General features: G+C 73.0%; 11 protein-coding genes. 9 read left to right on the forward strand and 2 right to left on the reverse strand.

Annotation, left to right across the window (positions count from 1 at the left end):
• Positions 1 to 10: 10 nt before the first annotated feature.
• From LH044_RS19710 to ligD, 8 genes are all read left to right on the forward strand, one after another.
• Complete coding sequence (locus LH044_RS19710) at positions 11 to 1,270, forward strand: acyl-CoA dehydrogenase family protein (RefSeq protein ID WP_227757349.1); 1,260 nt, start codon at positions 11 to 13, stop codon at positions 1,268 to 1,270.
• Positions 1,271 to 1,313: 43 nt separating this feature from the next.
• Complete coding sequence (locus LH044_RS19715) at positions 1,314 to 2,435, forward strand: serine hydrolase domain-containing protein (RefSeq protein WP_227757350.1); 1,122 nt, start codon at positions 1,314 to 1,316, stop codon at positions 2,433 to 2,435.
• Positions 2,436 to 2,445: 10 nt separating this feature from the next.
• Positions 2,446 to 3,573: a M24 family metallopeptidase gene (locus LH044_RS19720; RefSeq protein ID WP_227757351.1), complete on the forward strand. Its 1,128-nt coding sequence runs from the start codon at positions 2,446 to 2,448 to the stop codon at positions 3,571 to 3,573.
• Between the two features lie 172 nt (positions 3,574 to 3,745).
• Entirely contained in the window at positions 3,746 to 4,123 is a 378-nt protein-coding gene (locus tag LH044_RS19725) for an ATP-binding protein (protein WP_227757352.1), read from the forward strand.
• A gap of 73 nt (positions 4,124 to 4,196) precedes the next feature.
• Complete coding sequence (locus tag LH044_RS19730; protein ID WP_227757353.1) at positions 4,197 to 5,051, forward strand: hypothetical protein; 855 nt, start codon at positions 4,197 to 4,199, stop codon at positions 5,049 to 5,051.
• Positions 5,052 to 5,243: 192 nt separating this feature from the next.
• Complete coding sequence (locus LH044_RS19735; protein ID WP_227757354.1) at positions 5,244 to 5,909, forward strand: ATP-binding protein; 666 nt, start codon at positions 5,244 to 5,246, stop codon at positions 5,907 to 5,909.
• A gap of 152 nt (positions 5,910 to 6,061) precedes the next feature.
• Positions 6,062 to 7,081 carry a non-homologous end joining protein Ku gene (ku, locus tag LH044_RS19740; RefSeq protein ID WP_227757355.1) on the forward strand — a complete coding sequence of 340 codons (1,020 nt, stop codon included), beginning with the start codon at positions 6,062 to 6,064 and terminating at the stop codon, positions 7,079 to 7,081.
• A gap of 40 nt (positions 7,082 to 7,121) precedes the next feature.
• A complete protein-coding gene (gene ligD, locus LH044_RS19745; RefSeq protein ID WP_227757356.1) occupies positions 7,122 to 8,039 on the forward strand; it encodes a non-homologous end-joining DNA ligase in 918 nt (305 codons plus the stop codon).
• Positions 8,040 to 8,172: 133 nt separating this feature from the next.
• Here the strand turns inward: ligD and LH044_RS19750 are convergent, their stop codons facing one another.
• Positions 8,173 to 9,531 (reverse strand): transaminase, encoded by a 1,359-nt coding sequence (locus LH044_RS19750; RefSeq protein ID WP_227757357.1) that lies wholly within the window; start codon positions 9,529 to 9,531, stop codon positions 8,173 to 8,175.
• A 2-nt stretch (positions 9,532 to 9,533) separates the two neighbouring features.
• Positions 9,534 to 9,992 carry a carboxymuconolactone decarboxylase family protein gene (locus LH044_RS19755; RefSeq protein WP_227757358.1) on the reverse strand — a complete coding sequence of 153 codons (459 nt, stop codon included), beginning with the start codon at positions 9,990 to 9,992 and terminating at the stop codon, positions 9,534 to 9,536.
• Positions 9,993 to 10,075: 83 nt separating this feature from the next.
• Between LH044_RS19755 and LH044_RS19760 the strand changes: the two genes are divergently transcribed.
• On the forward strand, positions 10,076 to 11,002 hold the full coding sequence (locus LH044_RS19760) for a glycoside hydrolase family 18 protein (RefSeq protein WP_227757359.1): 927 nt from the start codon (positions 10,076 to 10,078) through the stop codon (positions 11,000 to 11,002).
• The last annotated feature ends 23 nt before the right edge of the window (positions 11,003 to 11,025 follow it).

Below are 11,025 nucleotides of genomic sequence, written 5' to 3' on the forward strand. Positions count from 1 at the left end.
GCGCGAGCCCGTGTACGAGTGGTCCGAAGAGCAGCAGATGGTGCGCACCGCGGTGCGGGACTTCGTCGACAAGGAGATCCGCCCGCTGCGCGAGGAGCTCGAGTTCGGCGACCTGCCGCCCTACGACCTGCTCCGCAAGATGTTCGCCACGTTCGGCATGAGCGACATGCAGCGCTCGTCCTTCGAGAAGCGGATCGCGGCCGAGAAGGCGATCGCCGCCGGTGAGGCGCCGGCCGAGGACACCCGCAAGGAGTCCGGTCCCCGCGACCCCAACGCCATCGCGTTCAACCTCATCCCGATCATCGAGCTGTGCCGGGTCTGCCCGGGCATGGTCACCGCGATGGGCGTGTCGATGGGCCTCACCGCCGCCTCGGTCATGTCCAAGGGCACCATCGCCCAGAAGGAGCGCTGGGGCCTCGACCTCCTGACGCTCGACAAGATCGGCGCGTGGGCCATCACCGAGCCCGGCTCGGGTTCCGACGCCTTCGGCTCGATGAGGTCGACGGCCCGTCGCGACGGCGACGAGTACGTCCTCAACGGCTCGAAGACGTTCATCACGAACGGCCCGTACGCCGACACGATCGTGTTCATCTGCAAGCTCGACGAGGGCAACCCGCCCGAGGAGCGCACCGTCCTGCAGTTCGTGCTCGACCGCGGCACCCCGGGGCTCGAGCAGTCCAAGCCGCTGCGCAAGATGGGCATGCACTCGAGCCCGACCGGCGAGCTGTTCCTCGACGACGTGCGCGTCGGCCGCGACCGGCTGCTCGGCGAGTCCGAGGAGGCCTACACCGGCGCCGGCGGCCGCAACGCCTCCAAGGCCACGTTCGGCATGGAACGAACGGGCGTCGTCGCCATGGCGCTCGGCATCGTCGAGCGCTGCCTGGAGCTCTGCGTGCCGTACGCCAACGACCGGGTGCAGTTCGGCCAGCCCATCGGCCAGTTCCAGCTGATCCAGCTGAAGCTCGCCAAGATGGAGGTCGCCCGCCTCAACCTGCAGAACCAGGTGTTCCGCAACATCGAGATGTCGGCCGCCGGCGTGCCCGGCAGCTTCGCCGAGGCCTCGGCCGGCAAGCTCTACGCCGCCCAGGCCGCGATGGACGTCGCGCTCGAGGCCGTGCAGATCTTCGGCGGCAACGGCTACATGGCCGAGTTCGAGGTCGAGCAGCTGGCCCGCGACGCCAAGGTGCTGCAGATCTACGCCGGCACCGACGAGATCCAGGTCTCCGCGGTGGCCCGGGCGCTGCTGGCCGAGCAGGCCGGCACCGCCTGAGCCCCCGCACCGGAACGGCGCGGACGAGCGGTACCGTCGGGGCGTGGCGCAGACCCAGGCCGACGACATCGTGACCGAGCCCTTCGTCGAGCTCGTCGAGCGCATCGCCGACGAGGCCGACGAGGGCTTCTTCCACACGGCCGCGCAGCTGGTGGTGGTCCGCGACGGCGAGTGCCTCCTCGACACCGCCGTGGGCCGCACCCACCTCCACGAGCCCTTCACCCGCGACACGCTGTCCGCGCTCTACTGCACGGCCAAGCCGATCGTGGCTGCCGCCGTCCTGCGCCTCGTCGCCGAGGACGAGCTGAGCCTCGACGACCGGCTCGGCGACGTGGTCGACGGCCTCGACGCGCCGTGGATCGCGGACCGGACCGTCGAGCAGGTGCTGGGCCACACCGCCGGCCTCCACGTCATGAACACCGTGCTCGCCCGCATCCTCCCGGAGCGCAGCCGGGAGGGCTGGCTGACCGCGTCGGAGCCGCCGATGGCGTGGCGGTTCGGCACGGACCGCGCCTACGCCGAGTTCGGCGGGTGGTACCTGCTCGGCAAGGCGATCGAGTCGCTGACCGATCAGCCCTACGAGACCTACGTCCGCGACGCCGTCCTCGCCCCCTACGGGGTGGATCCCGACGACCTCGTCGTCCGCTTCGACCCCGAGGGCTTCGACCGCCTGCACGAGCGCATCTCCGCCACGTTCGACCTGACGATGGACCAGGCGGTCCCGCTGCTCGCCGAGGTCGGGCCCGAGACGGCCTGCGAGTGGAACCCAGCCTTCGGCACGTACGGGACGATGTCGGCGGTCGCGACCTTCTACCAGGGGCTCCTGGCCGACCTCGACGGCGCGGACCTCGTGCTGCCCGCCGACCTGCTGGCCGACGCGGTCACCGCCCGGCTGCCCATCGCCCACGACGTCACGCTCGACCGGGAGGCCGGCTTCGGCCTCGGGTTCATGACGCCGCTGTCGTCGCACTTCTTCGGCGACGGTCCGTCGGACCGGGCCTTCGGCCACGCCGGCCAGGGCGGCACGAGCTTCGCCATGGCCGACCCCGAGTCGGGCGTCGTGCTGGCCGTGCTGTTCAACGCCGGCCTCGACGCCGACACCGCGCTGTCGTTTCGCCGCGTCAACCTCGTCGACGCCGTCTACCGGGCCCTGGCGCAGGGCTGAGGCACGAGCGATGCCCGGGTCCGCTGCCGCCGCGTCGCCGTTCGCCGAGCGGCTCGCACGCGTCCGGACGCGGATGGCGGCGCTCGGCGTCGACGTGCTGGCGATCTCGGTCGGGCCCGACCTGCCGTGGCTGTGCGGGTACGAGGCGATGCCGCTCGAGCGCCTGACGATGCTCGTGGTGCCCGTGGACGGTGACGCCACGCTCGTCGTCCCCGGCCTCGAGGCGCCCCGGGTGCACGAGCGGCCGGAGCTGTTCTCGCTGCGGCCCTGGGGCGAGACCGAGGACCCGGTGGCGATCGTGGCCGACCTCGTCGGCACGGCGGCCACCGTGGCGATCGGCGACCGGACGTGGGCCCGGTTCGTGATCGACCTCCAGCACGCCCTGCCCGACGCCCGGCTCCGGCGGGCGGCCGACGTCACGGTCCCGCTGCGGGCGGTCAAGGACGACGCCGAGCTCGCCGCCCTGCGGGCCGCCTCGGCCGCCGCCGACCGCGTGGCCGCCCAGCTCCAGGCCGGCGACGTGGCGCTCGTCGGCCGCACCGAGGCCGACGTCTCGGCGGAGCTCGGCCGTCGGCTGCTCGCCGAGGGCCACCAGCGGGTGAACTTCGCGATCGTCGCAGCCGGCGAGGACGCCGCCAGCCCGCACCACGAGCCGGGGGACCGGTTGGTCGGCCCTGACGAGGTGGTCCTCTGCGACTTCGGCGGGACGATGGCCGACGCCCACGGCGTGGGCTACTGCTCCGACATCACCCGGTGCGTGTGGACCGGCGAGCCGCCGGCCGAGGCCGCCGAGGTCTACGCCGTGCTCCGCGCCGCCCAGCAGGCCGCGTTCGAGGCGGTCGGGCTCGGCGTGGCGGCCGAGAACGTGGACGCCGCCGCCCGCCGGGTGATCGAGGCCGCGGGGTACGGCGACCGCTTCGTCCACCGGACCGGCCACGGGATCGGCGTCGAGGAGCACGAGGACCCGTACGTCGTCGACGGCAACGGCGAGCCGCTCGTCGCCGGCAACGCCTTCAGCATCGAGCCGGGGATCTACCTCCCGGGCCGGTTCGGCTTCCGGCTCGAGGACATCGTGGCCGTCACCGGGGGCGTCGGGGATCGGCTGAACCACGCGGATCGGGAGCTGGTCCCGCTGTGAGCGACGATCATGTTCTGAACCGGGCTCGGTCTGGGTACGGTCCGCCCGGCGTGTCCGCCGCGCCCCCGGCGGTCGCGCCCTTCGGGGACGGGCCCTTCGGGGACGGGCTCGCCGTGGAACCGTTCGAACGAGCTCATGACCGACCTGCACCGATGACCGCCGCCACGCGTCCATGACCGGGACGCTCGCTGGGGAGCGCCGCTTCCGCGCCGATCGATCGGAGATCGCGCGCGCCCGGCGCTTCGCCGTCGCTGCGGCCGAGGTCGACGGCGACGCCGCGGACGACCTGGCGCTCGTGACCTCCGAGCTGGCGACGAACGCGGTCCTCCACGCCACCGGCGACTTCGTCGTCCGCGTCCACGTGACCCGGGGCGCCGTCCGGGTCTCGGTGTTCGACGCCGATCCCGAGCCCCCGGTCCTGCGCCGCAGCGCCATCACCGACCCCGACGGCCGGGGCGTGGCGATCGTGTCGTCCGTCGCGTCCGAGTGGGGCGTGCGCCCCGAGGGCGACGGGAAGTGGGTCTGGGCCGAGATCGCGCTCCCGGGCTGAGCCGGGGCCCGGACTCGGGGTCGGCGCCCGCCGGGCGGTAGGTTGCCCGGCCGATGGCCCCGTCGCCCCGCCGATGTCGCTGAACGTCGCCACGTTCCTCCTGCAGTGGGCGACCGGCGGTCTCGCCTTCCTGTGGGTCACCACCCGCCGCCGCGAGGTCTCGCTCGGGTACGGGTGGCTGCTCCGCGGCGTCTACGGCCTCATGGCGATCGGTGCCCTCGTGGCCGGCCTGCGCTACGACCCGCTGCCGGTCCGGGACCTGTCGGCGGCCGGCGTGGCGCTGGCGACGGGGGTGGCGCTGTGGGTGTCGGTCGCCCGCCGGTCGAGCGGGGTGGCCCTGCAGCGGGAGCGGGCCCAGGTCCGCTCGGCCCGCATCGCCGAGATGACCGGCATCGACCGGGCCGAGCAGCACTTCGACGCCGAGGCGCCCGAGTTCCCGCCGTCGCTCGACCTCGTCGCACCGGCGATCGGGCTGATCGGGCTCGTGGCGGGCGGCATCGACGCCGGCGGACCCGCCTGGCTCGGCATCGCCCGCACCGTGGTGGGCGCAGCCTTCCTCGGCAGCGTGACCGACGCCATGCTGCTCGGCCACTGGTACCTCACCCAGCCCGGGCTGCCCCGGGCGCCGCTCAACGAGCTGGTGCGCTGGGTCGGCTGGACGTGGTTCCCCGAGGTGGCCCTGCTGCTGGTGCCGGTCGGGATGGTCTCGGTGCTGAACGGGTCGATCGACGACGGCTACGGCGGCATGTTGGGGTGGTTCTGGCTCGCGTGCGTGGTCACCACGATCGTGCTGGTCGTCGTGACCCGCCTGGCGCTCAAGGAGCGGTACTACTCCGCGGTCATGGCGGCCACGGGGCTGCTGTACCTGGCGATCCTGACCGCCTTCGGCACCGACCTGGTCGCCCGGGCCGTCCTGGCCGGGGCCTGAGGGTTTACGGACCCGGCGGGCGGGTATGACGTGCGGCGACGGGCCCGCCGATGGGCCCGTCGGAACGCACCGCAGCCGCCACCCCCCCCTCCGAGCCCGATGACCGACACCGCAGCGCACCGAACCAGCCGAGGCGACGCGTCCCGCACGGAGCGCACCGGTCGCCGCCCGCTCCACCTCGCCTCGTGGCCGATGGGCGCAGACCTGGCAGAGGACCCGATCACCGAGCTCGAGGTCGAGCCCGGTGACGACAACGCCGAGCGCCTGCGTGCCCGCGTCGCCGGGCTTCGCTCGGTCGATCCGAACCGGGCCCTGGCCGTGATCCACGGCGGGACGGCCCGTGCCGCCGGGGCGGCGCCCTCCGACGGTGGCACCAGCGCCGACTGGCGGGCCCAGCTCGCGGCAGTCGTTGCGTGCCTCTCGGGTGCCTCCGACGGCTTCACCGGCGACACCACGCCCACGTCGCTCGCCCGCCTCCGCCGCTGGGCCGACGACACCCTCCGCCGGGGCGCCGTGCCGGCCGCGGCGGCCGCCGACATCGTGCTGCTCGTCGACGAGCTCGCCAGCAACGTCGAGGAGCACGCGCCGGGCTGGATGACCGTCGATCTCGAGTTCGCCGAGCACAGCGTGCTCATCGTGGTGTCAGACCCGCACCCGTCCCGCATGCCGGTGCCCGGGGACCCGCCGCCCGACCGCCCGAGCGGCCGTGGCCTCCTCGTGGTCTCCGCCCTCTCCACCGGCTGGGGCGTGGTCCTGGGCCGGACGTCGAAGGCCGTCTGGGCCGAGGTCGCCTGGCCGCCCGAGCACGGCGCGGCCCACCACCTGACCGACACCGGCGCCGGCCTCCGACCCCGCTGACCTCCCGGCCGCCCGGGGCTCGTTCCCGGCGGAGACGCCAGGCCTCGGGAGGGGAATGCCTGGCTCCCGCGAGGGGAATGGTGGAATCCGAGCCGTCGTCGGCCGATACTGGACGGGCCGCGGACGGAGCGGTCGTCTGAAGGAGCGCGCCCGTGCCTCGTGCCATCTGGAGCGGATCGATCAGCTTCGGTCTCATCAACATCCCGGTGAAGCTGTTCTCCGCGGTCTCCGAGAAGTCGGTCCGGTTCAACCAGATCGACACCCGAAACGGGTCGCGCATCCGCACCCGCAAGGTGAACGCCGAGGACGGCTCCGAGGTGCCCGCCGACGTGATCGCCAAGGGCTACGAGGTCTCGAAGGGCCGCTACGTCATCGTCACCGAGGACGAGCTCGCCTCGCTGCAGCCGCGTGCGACCCACACGATCGACCTCGAGGAGTTCGTCGACCTCGACGCGATCGATCCCATGTACTTCGACGGCGCCTACTGGGTCGCCCCCGACGACCGGGCGGCCAAGCCGTACACGCTGCTCGTCGAGGCGATGGAGCAGGCCGGCAAGGTGGCGGTGGCGCGGTTCGTCATGCGGGCCAAGCAGTACGTGGCGGTCATGCGCCCTCGCGACGGGCACCTCGTGCTCTCGATGATGGTCTACGACGACGAGATCAACCCGGTGTCGGAGATCCCGGAGTTCGACCAGCTCGAGGACGTCGAGCTCACCGAACGGGAGCTGACGATGGCCGAGCAGCTGATCGACTCGCTCTCGACCGACTTCCGTCCCGAGGCGTTCCACGACACGTACCGCGAGGAGCTCCTCGACCTGATCCACGCCAAGGACGCCGGCGAGGAGCGCGTGGTGGCCGAGGTCGAGGGTCCCGAGGAGGACAAGGTCATCGACCTGATGGCCGCGCTCGAGGCGTCGGTCGCGGCCGCCCGCGACGCCCGGGGCCGGCACCCCAGCACGGGCGGCGCCGATGCGGACGAGGCCGAGGACGAGGCACCCGCCCGGTCGGGCCGCTCGTCGGGCACGACCAAGCGGGCCGCGGCCAAGCCGTCCAAGGCGACCGCCAAGAAGGCCTCGGGCGGCACCACGAAGAAGGCGGCGGCCAAGAAGACCACCAAGAGCACCGCCAAGAAGGCCACGGCGAAGAAGACCCCGGCTCGCAAGACGGCCTGAGGCCGACCGGGTCCCGCCGACCTCCTGGACGCTGCTGCGCATGGCTGACGGCACGCCGGTCCGCATCGACGGCCGCACGCTCTCGCTGACCAACCTCGACAAGGTGCTGTACCCGGACACGGGGACCACGAAGTCCGAGGTCATCGACTACTACGCCCGTATCGCCCCGGTGATGGTCACCCACACCGCGGGCCGGTGCATGACGATGCGCCGCTACCCGAACGGGGTGGACGGCAAGTCGTTCTTCGAGAAGCGCTGCCCGTCGCACCGGCCCGACTGGGTGCCGACCGCCGTCGGACCGGGCGACCGCAAGGGCGAGCTGCGCTACTGCCGGTTCGACGAGCCGGCCGCGATCGTCTGGGCCGCGAACCTGGCCGCCCTCGAGCTCCACGCCCCGATGGCCCGCTCGGACGACCTCGAGCACCCGCTCATGTGCGTGTTCGACCTGGACCCCGGTCCCGGCACGGCGATCCCCGAGTGCGCCGAGCTGGCGCTCGAGATCAGGGAGATCCTGGCGAGCGCCGACCTCGACTGCGTGGCCAAGACCTCGGGGTCGAAGGGCATGCAGGTGTACGTGCCGCTCAACGACCCGGGCCCGGGGGCGGCCGACCACGAGCACTGCTCGTCGTTCGCGCTGGCCGTCGGGCAGATGCTGGCGCAACGGCACCCGAAGGGCGTCACGACGACGATGGCCAAGGCGGAGCGGCCGGGCAAGGTCTTCGTCGACTGGTCCCAGAACGCGCACCACAAGACCACCGTGTGCGTGTACTCGATGCGGGCCCGTCCGGCGCCGACCGTGTCGACCCCGCTCGACTGGGACGAGGTGGCCGCGGCCGCCGACGGCGACGAGCCGCTCGTCTTCCGGATCGACGACGTCCTGGCCCGGGTCGAGGAGCGGGGCGACCTGTTCGCCCCGGCCGTCGAGCTGGTCCAGCACCTGCCCCGCGCCCGTTCCTGACCCCACCCGCTCCCGACCCCACCCGCTCCCGACCCCACCCGCTCCCGACCCCACCGTTCTGTGATGCTCGATACGTCGATCGAGACGTATCGAGCATCACAGAACGGGTGGGGCCGGCCGGTGGGGTCGGCCGTCAGGCGACGAGGGCGGCGACCGCCTCGCCGAAGACGGCGGTGTGGTGCTCGACGTCGGAGGCCGTGTGGGCCGGGCAGAACAGCGCCATGTTGTGGAACGGCGTCAGCAGGATCCCTCGGTTGAGGCACCACAGGTGCAGGAAGGCGTCGAGCTCGTGGTCGACGGCCGCGGCGGCCTCGGCGCCGTTGCGGGGGGCGGGGCAGAACCAGTACTCGGCCCGGCACCCGAGCCGGTTCACGGTCCACGGCAGCCCGTGCTCGTCGATCACGCCCTGGACCCCGTCGGCCCAGGCGTGGGCCAGCGGGACGGCGACGGCGAAGTCCTCCTCGCGGAGCGCGGCGCCGAGCGTGGCCCGCACCGCGGCGAGGGCGAGCGCGTTGGCGGTGAGGGTGCCGCCGATGCCGGCGACGTCGCTGTCGGGGCCCTCGACGACCTCGAGCACCCGGCCGGCGAGCTCCTCGGTCATGCCGTACGCCGCGCACGGGACGCCGCCGCCGATCGGCTTGCCGATGACGAACATGTCGGGCTCGAGCCCCCACTCCCGGGTCGCGCCGCCGGGCCCGCAGCAGATGGTGTGGGTCTCGTCGATGATGAGCACGGTCCCGGTCTCGCGGGTGATCCGGCGGAGGGCGTCGTGGAAGCCCGGCTCGGGCGGGACGATCCCGATGTTGGTGAGCGCCGGCTCGGCCAGCACCGCCGCCACCTCGCCGGTGGCCAGCACGCGCTCGAGGGCCTCGACGTCGTTGAACTGCACGACCTCGACCGAGAGCGACGGATCGGTGGCCCAGCCGGTGTTGCCGGGCCGCGGCACGACCCGTCCGTCGTCGGCGAGCACGTTGAGCGCCTCGTCGACGGTGCCGTGGTAGCACCAGTCGAACACGAGCACCTTCTTGCGCCCGGTGGCGTGGCGGGCGATCCGCAGCGCGAAGCGGTTGGCGTCGGTCGCCGTCATGGCGATCTGCCACACCGGGAGCCCGAACCGCGACCGCAGCTCGTCGCCCACTGCGATGGCGTCGGGGGAGGGGAGCATCGTGGTGATGCCCCGGGGCGCCTGCTGCTCGAGCGCCCGGACGGTGGCCGGCAGCGAGTGGCCCGTCATCGCGCCCGTGTCGCCCAGGCAGAGGTCGATGTAGGTGTTGCCGTCCGCGTCGGTGAAGCGGGCGCCGGACGCCTCGTCGACGAACACCGGGTGGGGGCCGGGCCAGCGGGTCATCCAGCTCATCGGCACGCCGGCCAGGAGCGACCGGCGGGCCTGCTCGTGCAGCTCCGCCGAGCGCGGGGTGCGGCGCACGAACAGCTCGCGCTCCGCCGCCATCAGGCCCTCCAGCCGTCCCCGGTCGACCGTCGGGCCCGCCACCGTCACACCTCCTCGGCGGCGCCGTCGGCCTCGGCGAGACGCCGCTGGGCCTTCTCGTACCGGGCGATCGACGTCTCGACCATCGAGTTGAGGCCGGCGCCCTTGGGCCAACCGGCGTAGTGGCTCAGGAAGATCACGATCTCGCGGAGGTCGTCCGCGGTCAGATCGCCCTTCACCAGCGAGGAGTCGAGCTGGATGCCGAGCGTGCCGTCGAGCCCCTCGGCGACCATCAGGCCGATCAGCAGGAGCCGGCGGTCCCGCAGCGACAGCCCCTCCCGCTCCCAGACGTCGCCGAACAGGTGCTCGACCGTGTAGCCGAAGAAGTCGCCGGGTCCGTCGCTGACCTCGAACGAGTACACCTCGCCCATGCGCTCGAGGCCTCGGCGGCGCCGGGCCGACGGCTCGGGGCCGGCGGCGGACGGGCCAGTGGCGGATGCGGGAGTGTCGGACGGCTCGGCCATGGCGTGACCGTACCCAACCGGGGCGCGGCCGGTTCACCCCGGGGGGCGGTGTCGGTGCCGGTGGGCGCCGATAGCGTGGCCAGGTGCTGCGCCGCCGAGCCATCGTCCTCTTCGCTGCGTTCGTGGCGGCCTCCCTCGCCCTCGCCGGGTGCCTCCCCGGCGCCGGCCGCACGTTCAACGGCCCCGATCCCGTGCGGGGCATCCCGTTCAAGGGCCTCGGCGCCTGGTGGGACGTCTGGGACTGGTCGCCCACCTTCACGAACGGCTCGCCGGCGCTCGGCCTGACGTCCGTCGACCGGCTCGCGAACTCGGGTGTCCAGACGCTCTACATCCAGACCGCGTCGTACCGGAACCCCGCGAACGTGCTCGACGAAGCGCTGCTGCGGCGGATCGTCAACCGCGCCCACAGCCGCGGGATGAAGGTCGTCGGCTGGTACCTCCCGCAGTTCCTCGACACGAAGACCGACATCGCCCGGCTGTCGGCCATGGTCGGTGTCGGCGTCGACGGCATCGGCATCGACATCGAGTCGACCGACAACCCGAACGTCGCCGACCGCACCGACAAGCTGCTCGCCGAGGTCCGCTTCCTCCGACTGCTGCACCCCGACGTCCCGATGGCCGCCATCCCGGTCACCCCGGTGATCTGGGAGGAGCTGAACCGGTCGTGGTGGCCGAACTTCCCGTACCGCGAGCTGGCGAAGTACGTCGACGCCTGGATGCCGATGGCGTACTGGAGCTACCGGCGCGCCGGCAGCTTCCCCGAGTGGGGCGACCCGTACCGCTACACCTACGAGTCGGTCGTGCGCCTGCGGATCCTGACCGGCCGGCCCAACCTCCCGGTCCACCCGATCGGGGGCGAGGGCGCAGGCATGACCCCGAACGACGCCGCGCTGATGGCCCGAGCCGTGGCCGACTCCCGATCGATCGGCGGCAGCGTCTACGACGACCGCACCACGCCGCCCGACGTGTACCCGGTGCTGGGCTACCTGCGCCGGGCGCAGGTCAAGTAGCGCCCGACGGCGCGAGCGCCCTT

Origin of the sequence: Dermatobacter hominis (assembly GCF_020715685.1) — a bacterium.
Classification (GTDB): domain Bacteria; phylum Actinomycetota; class Acidimicrobiia; order Acidimicrobiales; family Microtrichaceae; genus Dermatobacter; species Dermatobacter hominis.

What these genes read in the sequence shown, in the direction of transcription:
- LH044_RS19735 (WP_227757354.1), top strand. Translation starts at nt 5,244, where the DNA reads ATGGGCGCAGACCTGGCAGAGGACCCGATCACCGAGCTCGAGGTCGAG.
- LH044_RS19730 (WP_227757353.1), top strand. Translation starts at nt 4,197, where the DNA reads ATGTCGCTGAACGTCGCCACGTTCCTCCTGCAGTGGGCGACCGGCGGT.
- LH044_RS19755 (WP_227757358.1), bottom strand. Translation starts at nt 9,992, where the DNA reads ATGGCCGAGCCGTCCGACACTCCCGCATCCGCCACTGGCCCGTCCGCC.
- LH044_RS19725 (WP_227757352.1), top strand. Translation starts at nt 3,746, where the DNA reads ATGACCGGGACGCTCGCTGGGGAGCGCCGCTTCCGCGCCGATCGATCG.
- ligD (WP_227757356.1), top strand. Translation starts at nt 7,122, where the DNA reads ATGGCTGACGGCACGCCGGTCCGCATCGACGGCCGCACGCTCTCGCTG.
- LH044_RS19720 (WP_227757351.1), top strand. Translation starts at nt 2,446, where the DNA reads ATGCCCGGGTCCGCTGCCGCCGCGTCGCCGTTCGCCGAGCGGCTCGCA.